At 73.3% G+C, this 22,571-nt stretch carries 19 protein-coding genes, 1 tRNA gene and 1 riboswitch; of the genes, 8 read left to right on the forward strand and 12 right to left on the reverse strand.

All coding sequences use genetic code 11. From position 1 onward, the window contains the following. Nucleotides 1–106: 106 nt before the first annotated feature. Nucleotides 107–283: riboswitch (M-box (ykoK) riboswitch) on the reverse strand. Nucleotides 284–439: 156 nt separating this feature from the next. The 4 genes from aspA to VM95_RS03445 all read right to left on the reverse strand — a co-directional run bounded on the left by aspA (nucleotide 440) and on the right by VM95_RS03445 (nucleotide 5,102). Further along, complete coding sequence (aspA, locus tag VM95_RS03430) at nucleotides 440–1,849, reverse strand: aspartate ammonia-lyase (protein WP_045692488.1); 1,410 nt, start codon at nucleotides 1,847–1,849, stop codon at nucleotides 440–442. 80 nt (nucleotides 1,850–1,929) lie between these two features. Next, complete coding sequence (locus VM95_RS03435) at nucleotides 1,930–2,946, reverse strand: asparaginase (protein WP_045692489.1); 1,017 nt, start codon at nucleotides 2,944–2,946, stop codon at nucleotides 1,930–1,932. 42 nt (nucleotides 2,947–2,988) lie between these two features. After that, nucleotides 2,989–4,428: an amino acid permease gene (locus VM95_RS03440; protein ID WP_045692490.1), complete on the reverse strand. Its 1,440-nt coding sequence runs from the start codon at nucleotides 4,426–4,428 to the stop codon at nucleotides 2,989–2,991. Further along, a complete protein-coding gene (locus tag VM95_RS03445; protein ID WP_045692491.1) occupies nucleotides 4,425–5,102 on the reverse strand; it encodes a FadR/GntR family transcriptional regulator in 678 nt (225 codons plus the stop codon). Before VM95_RS03445 ends, VM95_RS03440 begins: the two co-directional genes overlap by 4 nt. 269 nt (nucleotides 5,103–5,371) lie before the next feature. Here VM95_RS03445 and VM95_RS03450 point away from each other — a divergent pair, with 269 nt between their 5' ends. Beyond that, nucleotides 5,372–6,280: a LysR substrate-binding domain-containing protein gene (locus VM95_RS03450; RefSeq protein WP_052707115.1), complete on the forward strand. Its 909-nt coding sequence runs from the start codon at nucleotides 5,372–5,374 to the stop codon at nucleotides 6,278–6,280. Nucleotides 6,281–6,389: 109 nt separating this feature from the next. Here the strand turns inward: VM95_RS03450 and VM95_RS03455 are convergent, their stop codons facing one another. Together VM95_RS03455 and VM95_RS03460 are read right to left on the reverse strand one after the other, a co-directional pair. Beyond that, complete coding sequence (locus VM95_RS03455; RefSeq protein ID WP_045692492.1) at nucleotides 6,390–7,652, reverse strand: hypothetical protein; 1,263 nt, start codon at nucleotides 7,650–7,652, stop codon at nucleotides 6,390–6,392. A 275-nt stretch (nucleotides 7,653–7,927) separates the two neighbouring features. Then, a complete protein-coding gene (locus VM95_RS03460; RefSeq protein WP_045692493.1) occupies nucleotides 7,928–8,917 on the reverse strand; it encodes a helix-turn-helix transcriptional regulator in 990 nt (329 codons plus the stop codon). A 93-nt stretch (nucleotides 8,918–9,010) separates the two neighbouring features. On the opposite strand from VM95_RS03460, the gene VM95_RS03465 reads away from it, so the two are divergent. Further along, entirely contained in the window at nucleotides 9,011–9,409 is a 399-nt protein-coding gene (locus VM95_RS03465; protein WP_045692494.1) for a VOC family protein, read from the forward strand. Nucleotides 9,410–9,499: 90 nt separating this feature from the next. Here VM95_RS03465 and VM95_RS03470 read toward each other — a convergent pair whose 3' ends face one another. Continuing rightward, nucleotides 9,500–12,865 carry a DUF4132 domain-containing protein gene (locus VM95_RS03470; protein WP_045692581.1) on the reverse strand — a complete coding sequence of 1,122 codons (3,366 nt, stop codon included), beginning with the start codon at nucleotides 12,863–12,865 and terminating at the stop codon, nucleotides 9,500–9,502. Nucleotides 12,866–13,290: 425 nt separating this feature from the next. Here VM95_RS03470 and VM95_RS03475 point away from each other — a divergent pair, with 425 nt between their 5' ends. Next, nucleotides 13,291–13,680 carry a peptidoglycan-binding domain-containing protein gene (locus VM95_RS03475; protein WP_045692495.1) on the forward strand — a complete coding sequence of 130 codons (390 nt, stop codon included), beginning with the start codon at nucleotides 13,291–13,293 and terminating at the stop codon, nucleotides 13,678–13,680. A gap of 92 nt (nucleotides 13,681–13,772) precedes the next feature. Further along, nucleotides 13,773–14,156, forward strand: coding sequence for a hypothetical protein (locus VM95_RS03480; protein WP_045692496.1), 384 nt, complete (start codon nucleotides 13,773–13,775; stop codon nucleotides 14,154–14,156). Between the two features lie 74 nt (nucleotides 14,157–14,230). Here the strand turns inward: VM95_RS03480 and VM95_RS03485 are convergent, their stop codons facing one another. Beyond that, nucleotides 14,231–14,902, reverse strand: a complete 672-nt coding sequence (locus tag VM95_RS03485) for a winged helix-turn-helix transcriptional regulator (RefSeq protein ID WP_045692497.1) — start codon at nucleotides 14,900–14,902, stop codon at nucleotides 14,231–14,233. A 167-nt stretch (nucleotides 14,903–15,069) separates the two neighbouring features. On the opposite strand from VM95_RS03485, the gene VM95_RS38485 reads away from it, so the two are divergent. Further along, complete coding sequence (locus VM95_RS38485) at nucleotides 15,070–15,819, forward strand: class I SAM-dependent methyltransferase (RefSeq protein ID WP_052707116.1); 750 nt, start codon at nucleotides 15,070–15,072, stop codon at nucleotides 15,817–15,819. Between the two features lie 10 nt (nucleotides 15,820–15,829). Here VM95_RS38485 and VM95_RS03495 read toward each other — a convergent pair whose 3' ends face one another. Both VM95_RS03495 and VM95_RS03500 read right to left on the reverse strand, forming a co-directional pair. Continuing rightward, nucleotides 15,830–17,125: an NAD(P)/FAD-dependent oxidoreductase gene (locus VM95_RS03495; RefSeq protein ID WP_045692498.1), complete on the reverse strand. Its 1,296-nt coding sequence runs from the start codon at nucleotides 17,123–17,125 to the stop codon at nucleotides 15,830–15,832. Between the two features lie 109 nt (nucleotides 17,126–17,234). Next, nucleotides 17,235–17,621, reverse strand: a complete 387-nt coding sequence (locus VM95_RS03500; RefSeq protein ID WP_045692499.1) for a hypothetical protein — start codon at nucleotides 17,619–17,621, stop codon at nucleotides 17,235–17,237. A gap of 264 nt (nucleotides 17,622–17,885) precedes the next feature. On the opposite strand from VM95_RS03500, the gene VM95_RS03505 reads away from it, so the two are divergent. Then, nucleotides 17,886–17,956, forward strand: a tRNA-Cys gene (locus tag VM95_RS03505). Between the two features lie 356 nt (nucleotides 17,957–18,312). Here the strand turns inward: VM95_RS03505 and VM95_RS03510 are convergent. Then, nucleotides 18,313–19,218 carry an NAD-dependent epimerase/dehydratase family protein gene (locus VM95_RS03510; RefSeq protein WP_244178606.1) on the reverse strand — a complete coding sequence of 302 codons (906 nt, stop codon included), beginning with the start codon at nucleotides 19,216–19,218 and terminating at the stop codon, nucleotides 18,313–18,315. 218 nt (nucleotides 19,219–19,436) lie between these two features. Here VM95_RS03510 and VM95_RS03515 point away from each other — a divergent pair, with 218 nt between their 5' ends. After that, the gene (locus tag VM95_RS03515) at nucleotides 19,437–20,465 is read left to right on the forward strand and encodes an isoprenoid biosynthesis enzyme family protein (protein ID WP_052707117.1); all 1,029 of its coding nucleotides are present in this window, start codon (nucleotides 19,437–19,439) and stop codon (nucleotides 20,463–20,465) included. A 51-nt stretch (nucleotides 20,466–20,516) separates the two neighbouring features. On the opposite strand, the gene VM95_RS03520 is transcribed toward VM95_RS03515, so the two are convergent. After that, nucleotides 20,517–21,425: an aldo/keto reductase gene (locus VM95_RS03520; protein ID WP_045692500.1), complete on the reverse strand. Its 909-nt coding sequence runs from the start codon at nucleotides 21,423–21,425 to the stop codon at nucleotides 20,517–20,519. Nucleotides 21,426–21,501: 76 nt separating this feature from the next. Between VM95_RS03520 and VM95_RS03525 the strand changes: the two genes are divergently transcribed. After that, nucleotides 21,502–22,488 (forward strand): ArsR/SmtB family transcription factor, encoded by a 987-nt coding sequence (locus VM95_RS03525; RefSeq protein WP_045692585.1) that lies wholly within the window; start codon nucleotides 21,502–21,504, stop codon nucleotides 22,486–22,488. Nucleotides 22,489–22,571: the final 83 nt, after the last annotated feature.

Here is a 22,571-nt window from a genome sequence, read left to right on the forward strand (position 1 = left end):
ATGGGCCGACTATGGCCCGGACTACTGTCCATTTCGCCTCCTCCCGATCCCGGCCGCGAATAGTGGTGTCGCGGCGGCGCGGCAAGGGGAACCGGGACGGTGTCCCGGCGCACCCCAACTCGTCAGAGCTTTGGCACTCCACGGCGTGTCCGGCCCGGTGGGCCGGAAGCCACTTCGGATCAACCCTTAGGTCGGGAGGATCTGTCCTAACCCTGGGCGTCTCTCGACGTCGTCGGATCAGTGGCCTGTGTCCGTGAAGACGCCTCACCGAACGAGGTGTCTGTTCAAACCGCGACGATGATAGACCGCGGCCGGGCGCGAAGCCCAATTGGCCAGCCCGACCCGCGCGTGACCTGACCCGCGCGCCGGCCTGACCGCGCCCCGGCGGTCCGCCGTCAGGCCGGCGCGCCGGGGCACGGCTTCCGGGTCCGCCGTGCCGTCAGGCCGGAGCGGCGCCGGTGCCCGCGAGCACCTCGGGCCGCAGCAGGCCGGCGAGCGTCCCGGCCGGGAGCAGGCCCTTCTCCAGGACGAGTTCGGCCACGCCCCGGCCGCTGGTGAGCGCCTCCTTGGCGATCTCGGTGGCGGCCGTGTACCCGATGTGCGGGTTGAGCGCGGTCACCAGGCCGATGGAGTTCTCGACGCTCGCGCGCAGCGCCTCGGTGTTGGCGGTGATGCCGACGACGCAGCGGTCGGCGAGGGTGCGGCAGGCCGCGCTCAGGTGGGTGATGGACTCCGAGAGCGAGTGGAGGATGATCGGCTCGAAGGCGTTGAGCTGGAGCTGGCCGGCCTCGGCGGCCATGGTGACGGCGACGTCGTTGCCGATCACCTCGAAGGCGACCTGGTTGACGACCTCCGGGATCACCGGGTTGACCTTGCCCGGCATGATGCTCGAACCGGCCTGCACCGGCGGCAGGTTGATCTCGCCGAAGCCCGCGCGTGGCCCGGAGGACAGCAGCCGCAGGTCGTTGCAGGTCTTCGACAGCTTGACGGCGACGCGCTTGAGCACGCCGGACATCTGGACGAACGCGCCGCAGTCCTGCGTCGCCTCGACCAGGTTGGCCGCGGTGACGAGGGGCAGCCCGGTGATCGCGGCGAGGTGGCGGCGCGCGGATTCGGCGTACCCGGCCGGGGCGTTGAGGCCGGTGCCGATCGCGGTCGCGCCGAGGTTGATCTCGTGGATCAGCGAGACGGCCTCGGCGAGGCGGCTGCGGTCCTCGTCGAGCATGACGGCGAACGCGGAGAACTCCTGCCCGAGGGTCATCGGGACGGCGTCCTGCAGCTGGGTGCGGCCCATCTTCAGGACGTCGTGGAACTCGACGGCTTTGCCGGCGAAGGCGTCCTGGAGGACGGCCATCGCGTCGAGCAGGCCGCGTACCGCGAACACGGTCGCGATCCGGACCGCGGTCGGGTAGACGTCGTTGGTGGACTGGCCGAGGTTGACGTCCTCGTTGGGGTGCAGGTGCCGGTACTCGCCCTTGGCGTGGCCCAGCAGCTCCAGGGCCCGGTTGGCGATGACCTCGTTGGCGTTCATGTTGGTCGAGGTGCCGGCGCCGCCCTGGATGACGTCGACGACGAACTGGTCGTGCAGCTCGCCGCGGCGGATCTCGCGGCAGGCCGCGACGATCGCGGCGGCCTTCGCGGGCGCCAGCAGGCCGAGCTCCTCGTTGGCGAGGGCGGCGGCCTCCTTCACGGCGGCCAGCGCGTCGATCAGGTGCGGGTAGGCGGAGATGGGCGTGCCCGTGATAGGGAAGTTCTCGGTGGCGCGCAGGGTGTGGACGCCCCAGTAGGCGTCGGCGGGGACGTCGCGGTCCCCGAGCAGGTCGTGCTCGCTGCGGGTGGCGGTCGTCATCGTGTGCGGGTCCTCTTCCTGGGGTTTCCGATGTCGGGTGGTCGCGGGTCGCGGGTCGCGGGTCGCGGGTCGCGCGGCGCTCACGCGGGGTGGGCGAGGGCCTGCGGCGTCAGCGCCGGCACCGGCCGGACGCTGCCCACGGGCAGCCCGCCCCCCGCCGTGGCCTCGCCGGCGCACTCCACCAGCAGGCGGGGGTCGACGCCCGCCAGCGCCAGGGCGGCGGCGGCCACCGGGATCCGCGCGCGGTTCGCGCCGTCCGCGATCTTCACCGCGACGGCGCGGCCGTCCGGCAGGGCGGCGATCTGGACGCCCTCGAAGCCGTCCTTGGCGAGCAGTCCGGGCACCGCGCGCATCAGTGCGGCCGTGTCCCGTCCGGTCCCGGAGGCCATCTCCGGATGGGTGCGCAGCGCGTCCGCGACCCTGGCCTCGGCGGTGCCGGGAGGCGCCGTGGCGATGCGGGCGGCGGCGCGGGCGAGGCCGTGCAGGGAGACGGCGAACAGCGGGGTGCCGCAGCCGTCGACGCTGACGTGCGCGGACCGCTGCCCGGTGAGCTCCTCGACGACCTCGGCGACCGCCCGCTGGAGCGGGTGCGCGGGGTCGAGGTAGGTCTCCGGGGGCCAGCCGTTGAGCCGGCAGAGGTAGAGCATCGCGGCGTGCTTGCCGGAGCAGTTCTGGGCGAGCCGGGAGGGCGGCCGGCCCTCGCGCACCCAGGTGTCGCGGACGACCGGGTCGTACGGCAGGTCCGGGACGTTGCGCAGCTCGTCCTCGCCGACACCGGCGAGTTCGAGGATCCGCCGGGCGCCCGCGAGGTGGCGTTCCTCGCCGGAGTGGCTGCCCATCGCGAGGGAGAGGAGTTCGCCGTCCAGCGGCAGCCCGGCGCGCACCATGGCGACGGCCTGGAGCGGTTTGAGGGCGGATCGCGGGTAGCAGGCGACCTCGATGTCGCCGAGCCGGAACCGGACCTCGCCGTCGTCGCCGAGGACGACGACGGAGCCGTGGTGGACGCCCTCGATCAGGCCGCCGCGGGTCACGTGGGCGACGGGGGCGTGTCGGGGCTCGCGGATCGGGGGTGCGTCCGCGGGGGAGGGTCTGTGCATCACTGCCTCGTTCGAAGGTGGGTCACTGCTGGTCGGCGGGTGTCAGCTGTCGGACCCGGCGGCGGCGCGGGCGATCCGGCCGCGGATCGCGAACCAGCCGGCGACCAGCACGGCGGCGATCAGCGGTACGCACAGCACGGTGGTGCGGCTGGCGCCGCCGTCCGCGTACATGAGGACCAGGACGGTCGCGAGGAAGGCCAGCGTCACGAGTTCGGTCCACGGCGAGCCCGGCAGGCGGTAGGCGGGGCGCGTCAGTTCGCCGGCCCGGGTCTTCCGCCAGAAGAAGAGGTGGCAGATCATGATCATGCCCCAGGTGGCGATGATGCCGATGGCCGCGAGGTTGAGCACGATCTCGAACGCGTCGGCGGGGACGACGTAGTTGAGGCCCACGCCGAGGACGCACATGCCGCTGGTGAGCAGGATGCCGCCGTACGGCACCTGGCTGCGGCTCATCCGGGCGGTGAAGCGCGGGGCCGAGCCGTTGACGGCCATCGAGCGCAGGATGCGGCCGGTGGAGTAGAGGCCGGAGTTGAGCGAGGACATCGCCGCGGTGAGGACGACCAGGTTCATCACGCTGCCGGCCGCCGGGACACCGATGTGGGACAGCACGGTCACGAACGGGCTCTGGCCGGAGGTGTACTTGTTCCACGGCATCAGCATCGACAGCAGCACCACCGAGCCGACGTAGAACAGGCCCACCCGCCACATGATCGAGTTGATCGCCTTCGGCATGATCTTCTCGGGGTTCTCGGTCTCCCCGGCCGTCACGCCGACCAGTTCGACGGAGGCGTAGGCGAAGACGACGCCCTGGATGATCAGCAGCATCGGCAGCAGCCCGTTGGGGAAGATCCCGCCGTTGTCGGTGATCAGGGCCGGGCCGGGCACGGCCCCGTCGACGGGGTGCCGGGTGACGAGCAGGAAGATCGCGATGCCCATGAAGACGACCAGGGCACTGACCTTGACGATCGCGAACCAGAACTCCAGTTCGCCGAAGATTCTCACCGAGATGAGGTTCACGGTGAGCACCAGGGCCAGGGCTATCAGCGCGATCACCCACTGCGGGATGTCGGAGAACAGGTGCCAGTAGTGGGCGTACGTGGCCACGGCGGTGATGTCGGCGATGCCGGTGGTCGCCCAGTTGAGGAAGTACATCCAGCCCGCGGTGTAGGCGCCCTTCTCGCCCAGGAACTCCCGGGCGTACGAGACGAAGGCGCCCGAGGACGGGCGGTAGAGGACGAGCTCGCCGAGCGCGCGCACGACGAGGAAGGCGAAGACGCCGCAGACGGCGTAGGCCAGGAACAGGGAGGGGCCGGCGTCGGCGAGGCGTCCGCCCGCGCCGAGGAACAGGCCGGTGCCGATCGCCCCGCCGATGGCGATCATGTTGACGTGCCGGGGTTTCAGGGACTTGCTGTAGCCGGTGTCGCCGGCGTCGGTGTGACGGGTCGTGGGGCGCTTCTCGTCCTTGAGGAACTGCTCGCTCACGCCTCGGCTCTGCCTTCTCTCGGAGTGTCCGCGCGCTGGGGGCGCACGATGTCGGTCAGGGTGGCCTCCACGCGGTGGAGGTGGTGGGACATCGCCTCGACCGCGTCGGGCTCGGAACCGTCGATCAGGGCCTCGACGATCGCCCGGTGCTCGCAGTTGGACTGCTCGCGCCGACCGCCGAGTTCGTTGAGGAAGGTCGACTGACGCGCCAGTGCGTCACGGATCTCCTCGATGACCCGGCGGAACACGGGGTTGCCCGAGGCCTCGGCCACCGCCAGGTGGAAGACGGTGTCCAGCGCGACCCACGCGGTGGTGTCGGTCTCCCGCTCCATCCGGTCGAGCAGGTGGCCCAGGTGGTCCAGGTCCTCCGGGGTGCGGCGCAGCGCCGCGTACCCGGCGACCGGGATCTCGACGTGCCGTCGCACCTCCAGGAGGTCGCTGGCCGCGTAGTCGCCGAAGGTGGGGTCCTCGACCGTGTTCGCCACGACGAAGGTGCCCTTGCCGGTCTTGGACACGGTCAGGCCCATGGCCTGCAGGGCCCGGAGCGCCTCCCGCAGCACGGGCCGGCTGACCTCCAGCGTGCGGCACAGCTCCGCCTCGGAGGGGAGCTTGTCGCCGACCACGTACTCGCCGCGCTCGATCGCGCTCCGCAGGTGGCCGAACACCGCTTCCATCGCGCTCACGCGCCGGGGGATCCCACTTGCTGTCTGGCTGTCTGACAGGTTCACGGGGTGATCCTCGGGGTCCGGAGCGGTGCTGTCAAGGAGTCCGTGCGCGGGACGGCCGGGCGCGGCCGACCCCCACGACGGGGGGAAGGGATCGGCCGCGTACCGACCAGGCGGCGGCGGCTTGCGCATCCGGGCCGCGAGCAAGAATCCTGCTGCTGTTCACGCTTAAGCACAAGAAAAGACATCTTCGCGACAGATAAGCGAGCCTTAACACCGTGCAGAGACTCGACCCCCGGCTGCTCGCCACCCTCGAAGCCGTGGTCCGCCACGGCTCCTTCAACGCCGCCGCCCGCGAGCTGGGCTACAGCGCACCCGCCGTCTCGCAGCAGATCGCCGAGCTCGAACGCCGCGCCGGCCTCCGAGTGATCGAGCGCCACCCCGTACGCGCCACTGCGGCCGGCGAGGTCCTCCTCGGCGCCGAACAGCGCCTCCGGAGCGCCCTGGCCGCCGCGTCCACCGAACTCGACGCGATCCGCGCGGGTACGGCCGGACGGATCCGGCTCGGCGCCTTCGCCTCCGCCGCCGCCGGCATCGTCCCGCAGGCGCTGGCACGGCTGCACGCGACCTACCCCGACGCGCGGGTCAGCCTCTCCCAAGTGGAACCCGAAGCCGGCTACACCAGGCTCAAGCGGGGGGACATGGACCTGGCCCTCAGCTACGACTACGACTTCATCCCGCTGCCACCGCCCCGGACGCTGCGCCGCACGCTGGTCGCGCGGGACCCGGTCGTGGCGGTGGTCCCGGCCGACCACCACCTCGCCGACCGGGACGTCATCGACCTGGCCAGTCTCGCCTCCGAGACCTGGATCGCGGCTCCGGAGGCCGCGCTGCGCCTGGAACTGCTCGCCCAGATGGCCAAGACGCCGGGCTTCCAGGCCCGTCTGGAATACGACGGCGACGACTTCAACACGGTGCTCGGCTTCGTGGCCGCCGGCCTGTGCGTCGCCGTCATGCCGCAGCTGGCCCTCCCGCCGCGGAACCCCCGGATCGTGGCGCGCCCCCTCGCCGACCCGGAGCTGACGCGCTTCATCTACACCGTCCGCATCGACACCCGGCACGCCCCGCGTGCCCTGCTGGCGCTGGAGGAGATGCTCGCCGCGCAGGCGTCGGCCGCGCTGTCCTGAGGCGCGGCCGACGCCTCGACGGATCCGCGACCGGGCCGGGCCGGGCCGCCGTCCGGCTGGGGCGGGCTGGCCGGCGGGCTGGCCCGGGCCCGGCCGGTGACGGTGCCGGTCAGCCCTCGGTCGGGTCGCTCCGGTCGGCCGTGAGCCGCTCGCGCCACTCGGCCACGGCGGCGGGCGACAGCGACGCGAGGCGGGCGATCGCCTCGTCGTCCCGTCCGTCGGTCCAGCTGAGGACCCGGGTCAGCACGGTGTTCCGGACCAGCCGGATCTCCTTGAGCAACTCCTCCAGGCGCTTCAGCTCCTCCCCCGTGGCGGCGAGCGTCTCGTCGATCGCCGTCCGTTCCTCGGCCCGCTGCTGCCGCAGGTGGGCCGTCAGACCGGTGAGGACCACGCCGTCGTCGGCCGCGGCGCGGCGAAACGTTTCGGCGAGGTGGTCCAACACGCAGTCGGTGGCGTCGGCGAGGCTCGCTCCCACGACCTTCGCGCCCTCCCAGCTGCTCCGCCCGGCGTCGCTGGTGTGCAGCCAGACCCCGGCTTCGACCGGCGTGCGGTCGCCGCAGGCGGCCGCACGGCAGGCGTACAGGGCCGCCCGGTGACCGTAGAAGGCGTAGCCCTCCTCGATCCGGACGCCCGCCGGGGCGCACACCCGCCCGGGAACGCCGCCGTAGCCGGAATCCGGTTCGTAGGCGGCGTAGGCGTCCAGCTCGGCGTCGGTGGCCGTCGCCCACGCCGGGTCGCACAATTCCGGGTTCCGGGCGAGGAAGCCCGCCACTTCGACCCGCCATCCCGGGACCGGGCTCATCCGGGGGACGGGCCAGACCGGCGTTCCCGTCGCGTCGAGCGTGTGGCGGCAGGCCTCCTCCAGATCGCTCCAGGCCGTCGCGGCCTCGGCGGACCACTCCAGGTCCGCGGCGGGGCCGACCCGGTGCAGCGAGCCGATCACCCGCTGGACCAGCGGCAGGATCCGCCGCGCCAGCGCGTAGAGCTCCTCCGCGGTGAAGAAGCGCCAGGTCTCGCCGCCCCGCTCGTCGGTGGTGCGGTGGGGGAGCGGGTGGGCGAACACGGCCGGGCACGGCAGGGCGCCGTCACCGACCTCCGCCCTCCGGTGCCCCGGCAACCGCGGAGCGGCCTCCTCGTCCCGAGTCCGCCAGTCGGTGTCCCCGAACCAGACCGCGCCGGTGCGGAGGTCGACGGCCAGCCACTGCTGGTACCCGTTGCCCGGCCCGAACCGCTCCCGGTCGTGCTCGGCCTGTCGGTCGTGCCACACGTACTCCGCGGGAGGCGGGCTGAGTTGGACGGCGACGAAACCCTCCTGGGGGGTGTACCCGACGACGACGTGCGCGGTCGGTGCGTGGTGCTGGGTCCCGGACATGCGGCTCCCTCCGTGCCGGACCGTGGCGGATCCGCCACTGTGCGGCACCGAGCCTGCCCTGCGCGAGCTGTATGATCAAATCCGATCACTTCTGGACTTGTCGCCCACCGAAAGTCCGCACACGTGCGGATGCGGCGGGGCCCCGGGAGCAGGGCGGGACCTCCTACCCGGGTCGTGACGGACACTCAGGAGGGAGAGGTGCGCGGGTACCTGACGCGACGTCGCGAGCAGCCCCGGGGTCGTCTCCGGGTCGCGCACCGGATGATGCCGGGCCGTCAGACCCGGCGGGCGTGGGAGGTGAGGCGGTCGGCGAGCGCGAGGACGAGGTCGCGCAGTTCGTCGGGGCGCTCGATGACGAACGGCTGGTCGAGTGCGGCGAGCGTCCGGGGCAGCCAGTCGAGCTGCTGCACCCGCAGCTCGACCCGCAGCCAGCGCTCGGCCGCCGGGTCCTGACCGGCCGTGGGCTCGTGCTCCGCCACGCTCGCGACGGCCTCGGGGAGGTGCGCGCGGACCTGCTCGACCGTCCCGTGGATCCGCAGGGTCACCTCGTGCCGGTACCCGGCCGTGGCGAATCCCGACAGCACGCGCTGCGCCGGATCGGGCCCCGCCGGCGGGTCGAACGAGCCGGGCAGGGTCCGCGCGTCCGCGATGCGGTCGAGCCGGAAGGTCCGGTCCTCGCCGATCCCGGGGTCCTCGCCCGTGACGTACCACCGGCCCGCATGGGCGACGATCCCGTACGCGTGCAGAGTGCGTTCGGTGCGCCGTCCCCCGCGGTCGGTGTAGCGGATCGAGACGGGCCGGCGGTGGCGCACCGCGTCGGCGACGGTCAGCAGGAGCCCGGCGTCCGGGGTGTCGAACTCGCCGGGCCGGTCCGTGAAGGCCAGGGCCTCCAGCACCGTGTCGAGCCGGCGGGCGACGTGCTTGGGCAGCACCCGCCGGATCTTCGCCGAGGCCGTCTCGTTCGCCGTGCGGTCCCTCGTCGTCAGCCCCGCCCGGCGGCCGGCGACCAGCCCGAGCAGCACGGCCAGCGCCTCGTCGTCGCTGAGCATGAGCGGAGGCAGCCGGTACCCGGGGGCGAGCCGGTACCCGCCGTAGCGGCCGCGCAGCGACTGCACGGGCACGTCGAGGTCGATCAGCTGGTCCACGTACCGGCGCACGGTGCGCTCCTCGACGCCGAGCCGGTCGGCGAGTTCGGCGGCCGTCCGGGTGCCGCCCGACTGCAGGAGCTCCAGGAGGGTCAGGACGCGGCCGGTGGGTCGGGGCATGGCCGCAGCCTAACGCGAATACCGGACCGGTTCTGTCCGCTAATCCTCCTAGTCTGCGACGTGTACCGCACCGGCACGGCCAAGGAGATTCCCATGGACTTCGTCTCGATCCGCATCATCACCGGCGACGTGGCGCGCCTCGTCGAGTTCTACGAGCGGGCCACCGGCCTGCGGGCGATATGGTTCACCGAGGACTTCGCCGAGCTCAGGACCGGGGGAGCGACCCTCGCGATCGCCGGCACCCGCACCGTCCCGCTGTTCGCCCCGGGCTCCGCCCGCCCGGCCGACAACCACAGCGTCATCACCGAGTTCCTCGTCGACGACGTGGACCGTGTCCACCGGAACCTGACCGGCTTCGTCACCGACTTCGTCAACGAGCCGACCACGATGCCCTGGGGCAACCGGGCGCTGCTGTTCCGCGACCCGGACGGCAACCTCGTCAACTTCTTCACCCCCGTCACCCCGGAGGCCGTCGCGAAGTTCGCCCGCTGACGCCCCGCACAGCCGCTCACCGGGGGCCCGGTATCCCGGGGCCCCGGCGCGCTGCGCCTCAGGACCGGAGCGCGGCGCCCGCGACGGCGGTCACCTGGCCGTCACCTCCTCCAGGTCGGCGAGCAGCTCGGAGGCGACGACCGGGTCCAGGTCGGCGAAGCGCAGCGGGTACTGGCCCCGGGGCCAGTAGTCGCCGGGCGCGCTGTCCAGCCAGACCGTCTCGAAGGTCTGGTCGGGGAACTCGTCGACCACACCGACCCAGATGCCCTCGTTGAGCTCGATGACCAGGTGGCAGGCATCGCCGAGCCGCTTGGAGAACCAGCGCTCGATGCCGGCGTCCTGCGGCACCCCGCGCTCCCAGCCGCGCTTGGTCAGACCGAGCAGGCGCCCCACCGGCACCGTGCAGCCCTCGAAGCGGTGCAGGCGGTTGGCGGCCGCCTCCTCGGCCGTCAGGTGGTGCACGGCCCGGCCGAGCTGCGGGAAGGGCTGCAGGATCTCGTAGTCGGCGAAGAGCTCCGACCACGCCGTCACGGCCTCCCCGAGGTGCAACGGGTGGGCGAGGCGGACCGTCGCGTCCTCGGCGAGGGCGAACGCCTCGTCCGCGACGTCCGCGAAGGTGCGGTCCTCGGCGACCCGGAAGGCCGTCGTGGCGGTGACGGCGTCACCGCCCGGGGTGTCCGCGAGCCAGACCAGGCGCCGCACCAGGTGCCAGGTCAGCGGGTGCTGGACGAAGAGCTCCCGGAACTCCGCGGCCGTCCAGCCGCGCTGGGCGACCATGGCCGCCTCCAGGCGGCGTATCTGGTCGGCGGCGACGGTCCGGACGTCCTTCTTCAGCGCCGCGAAGCGCTTGCGCTCGGCCGGGGCGAGCTCCTGGTCGTCCCGGACGCCGGGGGCGGGCAGATCCTTGCGCCGCTTGCCGTCCGCGTCCAGCACGAAGGGGCGCAGCTGCTCGTCGAAGCCGACCGTGAAGCGGCGCGGCCCGTAGTCGATCACCGTGGTGCCGTCCGCGTCGAGGGAGAAGTCCGGGACCAGACGGTCGGACAACTGCTCGCCGGTCAGGCCCAGGCCCTCCGCCACCTCGGAGATCTTCTCCTGGGCACGGAGCTTCAGGGCCTTGAACTTCACCCGCTGGGCGATGCCGTGCAGGTGCAGCAGCGCGACGTCGCTCCCGATCCCGGCCAGCACGCTCAGACCCTCGACGGCGCGGTGGTGCGAACCCTCGCCGGGCCAGTCCCGCAGGATCGGGCTGAGCCGGCGGACCGTCTCGTCGTCGCCGAGGACCCCGAGCGCGTGCAGCGCCCAGCTCTCCTTGGCGGGCATGGCGGCCTGCCGCCACTCCTCGAACAGCGCCCAGGCGAACTCGGCCAACGAGTCCTTGCGGCACGCCTCGACGACGACGGCGAGCCCCGGGTACGGGTCGGCGGGCTTGGAGAGGGCGAGCATGGTCAGCACGTGCCGGACGGCGTCCTCCGGCAGCGCCTCGCCCGAGGCGAGCAGCAGCTGGGGCAGCACGGCGGGCTGAACCCAGGCGGGCAGCACCGGCATCCGGGCGGGCAGCGCGTTCTCCAGCGGGTCCGTGGCCAGCGCCTCGGCGACGACCTCCGCCGCCTCGCCGCCGTAACGGGCGACCACGGCGGCCAGCACGGCGTCCGTGCCCTCGCCGGCCGCGACCAGACGCAGCGCCTGCTCCGCGGCCCTGCGGGCCGGACCGGCCGCGCCGACCGCGTCCGGCACCAGCAGCAGGCCCGCGGGGATCCCGTGCCGGGCGAACCAGGAACGGGCCGTCGGCTGCACCGACTTGAGCCGGACCAGGCCGTCCGCCATCACCCGCGCCGCGGCGGCGTCGAGGATCGGCAGGAGCAGCGGCGCGAGGCTCGCCGGCTGCGCCTGCGCGACCGACACGGCCATCGACAGCGCCGCCGTCCCGTACTTGGCGACGACGGGGCGCAGGTAATCCTGCCCGCCCCAGAGTTCGGTGGGCCGCCACTTCTCCACCCAGGGGGTCAGCACCTCGGCCGGCCCCTGCATCAGCAGCCGACTTCCGTACCAGAGGCCGGCACGGCCGTCGACGACCCGCGCCGCCTCGGCCGCCCAGTCCGTCGACTCCGGGTACTCCCACCCGGTGAACTCCGCACGGGCCCAGCGCTCCTGCTCACCGGGGCGCCACGTCAGGCTCGGCGTGTCATCCGGCTCCAGGCCGGTGAGCACGCGCGGCTTGCGTCGCGTCCGCTTGCGCGTCCACGGCGGGGCGACCAGCAGCGGAGGCAGGGCGTCCGGCGAGGCCTCGGCCACGCGCTCCCGGGCGCCGTCGAGCGACCGGACCAACTCCGCCACGGCCGGATCGAGCTGCCGGAGGATCGCCGGCAGGCGGTCCTTGTTCAGGGCCACGTGGGAGTTGAGGAGCTGGCGCGCGGCCCGCGCGTTCTTCCCGTCCTTGACCGCCGCGGCGGCCAGCAGCCGCACGGCCCGGACCGGATAGCGCTGGACGGCCTCCTGGAGGGCGGGGCGGGTGTGCTTGTCGTCCAGGCGGGCGAGCAGCAGGCGGAAGGCGTCGTCGGTCGGGAAGCGCGCCACGATCGAAGTCATGTCGCGCACCGCGTCGGAGCCGTAGGCGCACTCGACCGCAGTGCCGAGGAACGGCACGCAGGCCGTGCCGAGGTTGTCGGCCAGCGTCGCGATGAGGGGGAGCGACCAGCCGTTCCACGGCAGTTGCGGGGCCCCGCCGAGGCGTTCCACCTGCGCCGGATCGTCCAGCGCGGGCAGCAGCATCGCCCGGAGCCGCGGCCCCTCGTCGCCGTAGCCGGGCTCGTCGGCGAGGCAGTCGTCGGCCCAGCCCGGGGTGCCCGGCGCGAGGTGGGCGGCGACGACGCGGCGCTGCGCGGTGGTCCGGCACTCCGCGAGCGCGGCGACGGCCTCCTCGTACGTCGCCTCGTCCGCGGCGGCGAGCAGGGCGCGCACCCGGTCCGCCAGCGCGCGTTCGGCGGCCCGGAGGTCGTGCGGCCTCGGAGCCCGGTGCCGCAGCGCCAGGTCGTACCGGTGGGAACCGCTCTGCGTGTAGTGGGTCTCGACCTCGAAGACCTCCGTCACCGCCCGGGCGGCGAACACCAGCCCGTGCCGGGCGACCCACGCGTCGGCGAGCGGGGACTCCTCCCAGCGGCCGGACCGCCACGCGCGCGGCAGCATGCTCGCCACCGCGGCGGCCCCGACCGGGTCCGCCTCCCCGGCCAGGTACGCGCGGGCGGCGCGCACCAGTGCGGCATCGGAGCCGTCTGCGGCCAGCACCCGCTCGACCCAGTCCCGCTCGGAGGCGATCAGCTCCTCCTCCTGCTCCACCGCCTGCGGCCGGGGCTCCGCGACGGCCTGCCCCGCGCCCCCACGGCGCGGCAGGACCAGCGGCCGCCAGGCGGCGGGCAGGACGAAGGTGTCCTCGTCCGGCAGCTCGCGGGGCTCCGCCACCGCCTCCGCGGTCCCGACCGCGTGCTCCGTCCGCGGTCCGGCTACGAGCTCCGAGCGCCGCACAGTTCCTCCTCCATGTCGTGGTCGGCCACCGGGTGCGGTGAGCACCCGGTGATCAATGAGCGAAACCCTAGCGAGCAGGTCCGACAACCGCCCAAGCGTGCGGGACGAGCGTTGTGAGACGTCTCAATCCGCAGGTCAGGAGAGCCGCGAACATCTGAGACACGGAGATGGCGGAGGAACGGTTGCCGCTGCTGTGACCGCGTGTCAGAGTCTGTGCCGCCCCCCGGAAGCCGTTCGAACGGCTCCCCTGGAGCCGCCCCCGTCACGCGGCCGGCTCGACCGCGGGGATCCCGGAATTCGCAGCGCGCTCCCCAGGGCCGAACGACCTGAACCGCCCGCACCGCCCTCGAAGAAGGACCACCATGCTCAAGAAGTCGATCCGCCGCGGCCTGGTCGCGGCGGCCGCCCTCACGCTCTCCACCGCGGCGCTGGCCGGCACCGCGCAGGCGTCGACCACCGCTGCCTGGCTCGGCTACGGCCACACCACCTCGGGCACCGGGGTGTGGTGCGTGCAGCACCTGGTCAACGACTACCGGCGGGCCGCGGGCGAGGCGGCCATCGGCGAGGACAGCCAGTGGGGCCCGCAGACCGACGGCGCCGTGCGGGAGTTCCAGCAGGTCGTCCTCGGCAGCAGCCAGGCGGACGGCGTCGTCGGTCCGGCGACCGGCAGCAAGTTGATGAACTACGACTGGAACGACTCGTACGCCGGGCCCAACGGCGCCTGCAAGCCGTTCGTCCCGACCTACAGCTGACCACGGCGGAGCCCGAGTTACACCACTCCGCCGGACCGGCGGGCGATTCCCCCTGCTCTCCCCTGCTCCCCCTTGCACAGAAGAGGAACCCCATGCGAAACGGACTCAAGAAGCTGGCGGCCACCGGCGCCGTCGGCCTCTCCATGCTCACCACGTCCCTGGTCGGCGCCACGGGCGCGCACGCCGACTCCCAGGACGGCTGCCCCTACCCGTACGTGTGCATCTACGCCGGCCCCGACAGCAGCACCATCGTCGCCGAGTTCCGGGACATCACCAGCTACTACCAGAGCACGTACCACGGGCCGGGCTTCAGCGTCGTCAACACCCGCAACCAGGACACCGTGTGGCTGCGCATCGACCACGGCGGCGGCCCGCTGGACTACGAGTGCCTCACCAACGCGAGCCAGCCCTACAACAGCCTGGGGTCGAGCGGAACCCTCACCGGCATCATGATCAGCTCCAACACCAGCTGCTGACGCCCGCCCCGCGGTAGGCGGGCGGCCCGTCGCCGCTTCGGCCCGGCCGAAGCGGCGACGCCGCCGTCCGCCGCTCACGACGCCTGCGGCGTGCGCCAGGCGAACCAGCCGGGGAACCCGTCCGCCAGGGCCGGGTCCCCGGCCAGCCGCACGCTGCCGTCCCGCACCGCGGCCGGGAACGCCAACGTGCCCGCCACCACCCGGTGCAGCGCCCGCAGCTCCGCCGTCACCCACAGGTCCGCCTCCGGCCCGGGCGCCACCCGGCACACGCTCGCCTCGCCGGGCGTCAGCACCAGCCAGACCGGCTCGCGGGGCTGCTCCGGCCCGTCCTGGAACCGGAACTCGGCCACCACCCGCCGCTGCGGCAGCGCCTCCGGCCGGACGAACTGCCGCAGCCGCCACAGCAGCCACCCCGGATCCACCTGCTCCGCGGCGGGCTCGCCGAAGTACCACTGCCGCGCCCAGTCACCGAGCTGCCACACCAGCGGCTCCAGTGCGGCCCCGGCCGCCGTCAGCCGGTATGCGGGCCGGCCCGCCCGGTCGGGCCCGTGCTCCAGCAGCCCGATGGCCCGCATCCGGCGCAGCCGACCGGCCAGCAGGGTCCGGTTGAGTCCGGGCAACCCGCGGTGGATGTCGTTGAACCGGTGTGAGCCCATCAGCAGTTCCCGCAGGATCAGCAGGGTCCACCGGTCGCCGACCGCGTGCACCCCGGCCGAGACCGGGCAGTACTCGATGCCCTGCTCCACCCACAACCCCCCAGTACTGTTTCGGTACTTCCCGGCGCCGACGCTATCCCGAGAAGCTCGGGCGAGAGCCGATCCAGCCGCTGAGGAGTCCGCACGTGACCGACGCCCGCACCCCTACCCCTGCCCCCGCCGGCCCGTCGACCTGGGCAGCCGGGGACTATCCCGCCATGGCGCACCGGCTGGCGCCGGTCGCCGAGCAGGTGGTCCGACTGGCCGGCGTGACCGCCGGCGCCGGCGTGCTGGACGTGGGCACCGGTACCGGCAACGCCGCGTTGGCCGCCGCCCGCCGCGGAGCCCTGGTCACGGGCGCCGACCCGACCCCCGAACTGCTGGCGCTGGCCTCCGAACGGGCAGCGGCCGAGGGCCTGCCGGTGGTCTGGCAGGAGCTGGACGCGGAACGGATCACCGGCCGCTACGACCGGGTGCTCTCGGTCTTCGGCGCCATGTACGCCCCGCACGCCCGGTCGGCCGCGGACGCGATGATCCGCTGCTGCGCGCCCGGCGGTCGGGTGGTGTCGGCGGCCTGGACCCCCGGCGGGTTCATGGCCGCGACCAACCACGTGTTCGGCCGCTTCCTGCCCCCGCCGCCGCCCGGCGGGCAGCCGCCGACGCGCTGGGGCGACCCGGAGTTCCTGCGCACCCTCTTCCCGGGGGAGCCCACCTGCACGGTGGAGCGGATCGCCTTCGCGTTCGGGTCGCCGGCGGAGGCGGCCGGCTTCTGGATCCGGGCGGCCGGGCACGTCCAGGTCGAGCGGGCGCGCCTCGTCGCGACCGGCCGCTGGGACGCGCTGCACGAGGAGTTGGCGACGGTGTTCGCCGAGTGGAACCGGCAGCCCCGGGACGGGACCGAGGACGGGAACGGGACCGGGGTGCGGGTGGAGGCCGAGTACCTGGTCGCGGTCGTCCACCCGCACTGACCGCGCGGCCTCAGCGTGAAGCCGCTCCGGCGCCACGACGGGGGCGCACGTGCGGCACGGCCGGCCCGCCGGACCTGAGGTTGACGGCCGCGGCCCGCGCCAGCGCCACCGGGTTCAGGAAGCGCAGCGGACCGATCGCCCGGGTCTGGAACCGGTGCATGTGCCGCGCCATCGACTCGTCGCGCGCCGCCGCCGCGAACATCAGCCGCTCCAGCGGGTTCAGCGGGCGGCCCGTGGCGAAGCTGATGTGCCGGTCCTTCTGACGGCGCATCCGCTCCCGGTGCGTCCGCGCGTACTCCGCGAGCGCCGGGTCGAGGTCGCCCCGACCGGTCACGGCCGGGGCGACCGCCTCCGCCAGCCACTTCGCGGACTGCAGCGCCCACCCGCAGCCCGAACCCCACACCGGGTCCCCGGTCAGGGCGGCGTCGCCGATGAACGCGATGCCCGGCGCGATCGGCTCGCGCTCGCGCAGCGGGTAGTCGAGCATCCCGATGATCTTCGATATCCGTTCGGCGGAGTCGATGTCCGGCGCCCCCGGCAGGGCGCGGACGAACGCGTCGAAGCTGCCCTCCAGGTCCGCCCGGAAGCCCGGCAGCCGCTTCTTGTGCGGCAGCACCGCGACGACCGTCACGCCGTCGTCGTTGGGGAACGCGTACGCCATGTCGGGTTCGAGGAACCAGGCGCGCGTCATGTCGTCGGGCAGCGGCAGGTCGCGGTAGTACGCGAGGTAGCCGAACCGGGCGTTCTCGTACGCCCGCGCGGGCACCCCGGCGAACTTCGCCACGGCCGAGTCCCGGCCGTCGGCGCCGACCACCAGCCGGCCCCGGAGCTCCCGCTCGCCCTGCGGTGTCGACACGCGCACACCCACCGTCCGCCCGGCCTCCCGGACCAGCCCGGTCACCTGGTGGCCGAGCAGCAGCTCGACGCCGGGGGTCTGCGCCGCACGGGCCCGGATCATCGGGTCGAGGACGCTGCGCCGCAGGTTGTACCCGGACGGCAGCCCCGGCCCGGCCAGCACGTCGGTCGGCTCGATCCAGCCCCAACGGGTGTACCAGCGGGCCGTGTTGGGGACGGCCCCGGCCCGCTCGATCGCGGGCAGCAGGCCGAGTTCGTCCAGCACCGGGTAGGCGGAGGCGTGGACGTTGTGGGTGCAGAGCACCCGGTACGCGGCGGGATCCGAGCGGCGCTCCAGCAGCGCGACGCGGGCGCCGCGCCGGGCGAGCAGGATCGCCGCGGCGCTCCCGGCGAGACTGGCCCCGCTGATGACGACGTCGTAGTCGCTCCCCGCGTTCTCAGGTGTGGTCATGTCCCTGATCGTTCCACTCGCGGACCGACGCCGTTCAGGGAAACGACGAACTGGTCACCGCTGTCAGGAACATGGGCCGGGAGGTCGCACCCGCGCCGCCGCCTCCCGGTCAGCAGTCCGGGACGGGATCGGTCTCGCTGACGATGGCGGTGTCCTTCATGAACCCGAGCCGGCCGTTGTCGGCGACGGTCATCAGCCAGCGCGTCGGGTGCGGCCCGCCGACCCAGGCCTGGTTGTCCTCCTTGCACCAGAACCAGCTGGGGTTGGAGTTCATGTAGCCGACGACGGTGTTCGGGTCCGGGTAGAGGTGGTTGTTGCCGACCGTGCCGTAGACCGGGGAGCCGGGCACGTTGTAGCAGTACCAGCGGTTGCTCTCCCCGGGCCAGCAGTTGTCGGCCGCCGAGGCGGACGGCGCGGCCACCAGGCCCAGGCTCACGGCGAGGGCGGTGGTGGCAGCGGCGGCGGTGATCCTGGCGGCGCGGACCTTGCGGAACATGTCCCACTCCTGGCGTCGTGCGGGCGAATCGGCTCGGCCCGCAGCGTGCCCGGCCGTCCCGGCGTGTCACACCTCCGGGACCGGTGATGGCCCGAAGTGTCCGGTTTCCGGAGGATCGTGGCCGAACGAGGTCGATTTCCTGTCCGGACCCGGGCGCGGAAGTGTCAGTCGCTCATGCGTCGCGGGTGGGGCCTTTCGGGTGACCTGTGTGTGATCCGTAAAGGTTCGTGTTCCACAGTTGTGTAGTGTTCCCGGTGTTGCCGCGGTGGAGTGGCCGAGCGGTGAGGCAGCGGCTTGCAGGGCCGTTTACATGGGTTCGAATCCTATCTCCACCTCTTTTCCCACTTTTCCTTTTCCCTTTCGGGTCCCCTTTTCCCTTTCGGGTCCCCGCAGTGGCCGTGCCCCGCGGGCCCGCCACCACGGTCGCGGCGACGAGTCCGGCCGATAGGGCGATCATCGTGATCACAACCCACCCCCTCGCTGAGGCCCCGCTGTTCGGGGGCGATGGAATCGTGGCACGAATTGTTGTTCGGCGGTCATGATTTGAGTGGATAGTGAGCCAGCGTGCCGGCCCGAGGTCGAGAGCGAGGTCGACCCTGGCCGTGCCGAGTACCGCGTCGTCGCCGTCGCCGCCGTCCGGATCGGGTCGGGGGCGGAGGGTCGCACGTCCCTCCGCCCCCGACCGCCGGCGCTAGCGGGCGGCTCCGGCGTGGGCGGTGACCGGCACGGTGGGCCGGTCCGCCGCCAGGCGCTCGAAGCAGTCGCGCCACGAACCCTCACGCGGCTGCCACCCGTAGGCCGTCCGGGCGCGGGTGTTGTCCGCGCCGCGGGCCCAGCCCGGCCGTCCCTGGCTAGGGGCGGGCGCCGGTACGCCGAGTGCGCGGGCCAGCACGGGCATCCAGTCGTGCGCTGCGGCCGGTTCGTCGTCCACCACGTTGACCACGCCGCTCGGCCAGTCCAGCGCGGCGAGTGCGGCTCTCGCCGCGTCCGCGACGTGCAGGAACGAGGTCACCGAGCCGTCCGCGGCGAGTTCGCCGCGCCGCAGGCGGCCGGCGACCGGGCCGTCCGGCTCGTACCAGGTGCCGGGTCCGTGGAACATGCCGTACCGCAGGATCACGTGCTCGGGGAGCTCGGCCACCGCCCGTTCGAGCGCGAGCACGCCGTCCACGGACGTGGCCCGGGGCTCGGGCGCGTCGGTGTCCAGCGCGGTGGCTTCGGTGGCCGGGCCCTCGCCCGGTTCGTAGGCCCAGCTGATCGACTGCGCGACGATCCGCTCGACGCCGGCCCGGTGCGCCGCGTCGACCAGGTTGCGGGTGCCCTCGCGGCGGATCCGGGCGTTGTCGGCGAGGTTCGCGTCGGCCAGTGCGGTCAGCTGGTGGACGATCACCTGGGGCGCCGCGGCGGCCACGGCGTCCAGCACGCCCGCACGGTCGAACATGTCCAGGCGGACGGCTTCGGCGCCCTGGGCGCGCAGCCAGGCGATCCCGCGGGGCGTACGGGAGGTGGCCGCCACGCGGTGGCCGGCATCCAGTAACAGGGGCAGCAGCAGGCGGCCGACGGCGCCGGTGCCACCGGCGAGGAAGACGTGCATGGCCATCGTTCCTTTCGTTCCTTTTTCAATTGTTGAGGACTGTACCGTCTCGCTCCGGACCGCCGTGCCGGCTGCCGCCCCGCCACGGCGCGCCCGGTCCGACCGCGCCGCGGACACGATCGGGTGACGGCGCCTCATGCGCGCCGAGGACGGCACGAACTGTGTGAGTATCCGAAGGCCCGTACGGCACCCGCCCGACCGGAACCAGCGTGGAAGGACTCCGAGTGGACCAGACAGGCCGTCCCCTGCTCAGGCACCCGCGACCGCCCGGCATCGACACCCTCGACTTCACCGTCCGGCACGGCCTCGACGCCATCGCCGACCCGCGCCACCGCGCCATGGTCGCCGACGTCCTGTCCGCCGGCCTCGTCGACCGGATGATCGCCCTCACCGATTCCTTCGACCCGTCCGCCGACCTCGCGCAGGCCCGCGCCGACGCCGAGGTGCTCACCGCGGAGTTCGCGGCCTTCGGCGTCACCGTCCCCGCCGCCACGACCGCCAACATCACGCTGATGCGGGCCCTGATGGTGCCGATCGCCGACGACGCCCTCGCCCTCGCCGTCGACCGGATCTGGGTGTTCGTCACCACCACCGACGACGTGTGCTGCCACGACCGTGCCGAGGCCGAAACCATCCTGCGGGCGGGCATGCTGCCCGGGGTGACCGCGTCCTCGCCGAACACCCGGTACATCCGGCACATGTTCGGCGAGATCGCGCGGTTCTGCGATCCGACCTTCCTCGCCGCCTTCAAGAGCTTCTTCTACAACGCGATCACCGGTGTCCTCATGGAGGCCGAGTTCACGCCGGACGCGTCCGACCACGTCGACGGCGACTTCGTGCGCGTCTTCAACGGGTTCTCCCAGTTCTGGTGCCTCACCCTCCAGTTCGCCGACCCCTGCCTGGAGGCCTCGTCCCACCGGGCGTTCTGGTCGGCGGCGCTGAGCCACGGCGTCTCCTTCCTCAACGACGTCAACGACGTCCTGTCCTTCTACAAGGAGGCGGTGCACGGCGAGGACTTCGCCGTCAGCCGGATCCACCGCCGCTCGCTCCAGGAACGCATCCCCTACCTCGCGGCCTACCGCCGGAGCCTCGACAGCGGCCTGGCCGCCTACCGGAGCGTCCTCGACCTCGCCACCGACGACCAACGGCCCCACCTCGACCGGTACATGACCGGCTTCGCCTACTGGCACTTCCACTGCCGCCGCTACCGCTGGTCCGACGTCTACCCGGGCCTGACCATGATCGACGTGTGATCGGCGCCTGATCGGCGTGGGGCTCCGCCGCTCCGGCGGAGGGCGGCTCGGTCAGGCGGTGGCGGCGTCGAGGGGCTCCAGGCCGGCCAGTTCGTCCTCGGACAGGCGCAGGGCGCCGGTCGCCACGTTCTGGGCGAGGTGGTCGATGTCGCCGGTGCCGGGAATGGCCAGGACGTGCGGGCCCTGGTGCAGCGTCCAGGCCAGGCGGACCTGGGCGGTGCTCACACCGCGGGCGCGGGCGAGGGCCCGCACCTCCCTGCTGTCGTCGGCGGGCGCGCCGGCGGTGCGGCCGTTGCCGGCGATCGAGTAGAACGGCACGAACGCGACGCCCTGGTCACCGCACAGGCGCAGGAGTTCCCGCTGCTCGGGCGCCGCACCGATGCCGTACATGTTCTGGACGCAGACCACCGGCGCGATGGCCCGGGCCTCGGCGAGGTGGTGCGGGTGGATGTTGGACAGGCCGAGGTGGCGGACGAGTCCGGCATCGCGCAGTTCGGCGAGTGCGCCGAAGCGCTCGGCGACGGAATCGCTGCCGACGATGCGCAGGTTGACCACGTCGAGGTGGTCGCGGCCGAGCTGGCGCAGGTTCTCCTCGACCTGGCCGCGCAACTGCTCGGGGGTGGCGTGCGGCAGCCAGGTGCCCGAGGGGCCGCGGCCGGGGCCGACCTTGGTGGCGATGACGAGGTCGTCCGGGTAGGGCGCGAGGGCGCGGTTGATCAATTCGTTGGCGGAGCGCAGCGACGAGAAGTAGAACGCGGCGGTGTCGATGTGGTTCACACCGAGCTCGACCGCCCTGCGCAGCACCGTGATCGCCTGGTCGCGGTCGCGCGGGACGGCGTCGGGCGCGAACGCCTCGCCGTGCTGGGTCAGGCGCATCGCGCCGAAGCCGATCCGGTTGACGGTGCGGTCGCCGAGCTTCCAGGTGCCCGATGCCGCCGCGGTGATGGTCTGTGAGGTCATGGCGGCATGATCGGCGCACGGTAACGTGGCGGGCCAGTGATTCACACATGTCCGAATCCACCGGGGGGTGCTCGTCATGGCGGAACTCGCGTTCTCGGCGAACGATCTCGCGAAGGTACGCTTCGCCGTCTCGCCGATGTGGGAGGTCGCGCCGAGCTTCCGGCTGCTGATGTCGACCACCGCGCACCCGGTCCACCGGCCCTGGGTCGAGCAGGTGCGGCCGCGTGTGCTGGCCGCCGGCCTGGAGCGAGGATGGCTGGCCGAGTTGATCGGCCCCTCCGGCTACGTCCCCGACTTCCTCACGCCGGCTCCCGGCCAGCCGGCGCCCGCTCCGGCTGCGGAGTGGGACGCGATCCGGGCCACGCCCGCCGACCGGGTGCGACAGGACCTCGACCACCTCGACCGCCACCAGGGATACCTCGGCCCACGGCTGTTCGGCCTCCGCGCCGACCCGCCCGCCGGGCTGGCCAGGCTGACGCAGGAGATCGAGACCTACTGGGAGTCGGCGCTCGCGCCGTACTGGGCGCGGATCAGGGCCGTCCTGGACGCCGATGTCTTCCACCGGGCCCGCACCGTCGCCGAACACGGCGCGGGGCACCTGTTCAACGACCTGCACGCCTCGGTGAGCTGGGACGACGACGCACTCACCCTGGCCCGCCGGAAACGGGACATGCCGCGCCACCGCGCGGGCACGGGGCTGCTGCTGATCCCGTCCGCGTTCACCGGCCCCGGCCTGCGCACCCGGATGCGACCGCCGGACCCGCCGCAACTCGCCTATCCGGCACGTGGCGTGGGCGCACTGTGGGAGAAGCGGCCGGCCACGGGTGCCGGTGCCCTCAGCCCCGTCCTCGGCCGCTCGCGCACCCTGTTGCTCACCGAGCTGGAGACCCCGGCCTCCACCACCGAGCTGGCCCGCCGCACCGGACTCTCCCCGGCCGCAGTGTCCCAGTACCTCACCGCGCTGCGTGGTGCGGGTCTGGTCAGCGCCCATCGCGCCGGCCGCTCCGTCCTCTACGCCCGCACCGGCGCCGCCGAAACCCTCCTCGCGGCGTCCTGCTCCTGAAGGTCCGGCGCGGGCGAGGGAGCTTCCCGGTGCTGGGGGACGACCGGGCCGCATGACGTGTGGTGGTACAGGCCGATGCCCGG

This window comes from Streptomyces rubellomurinus (assembly GCF_000961885.1).
Taxonomy (GTDB): domain Bacteria; phylum Actinomycetota; class Actinomycetes; order Streptomycetales; family Streptomycetaceae; genus Kitasatospora; species Kitasatospora rubellomurina.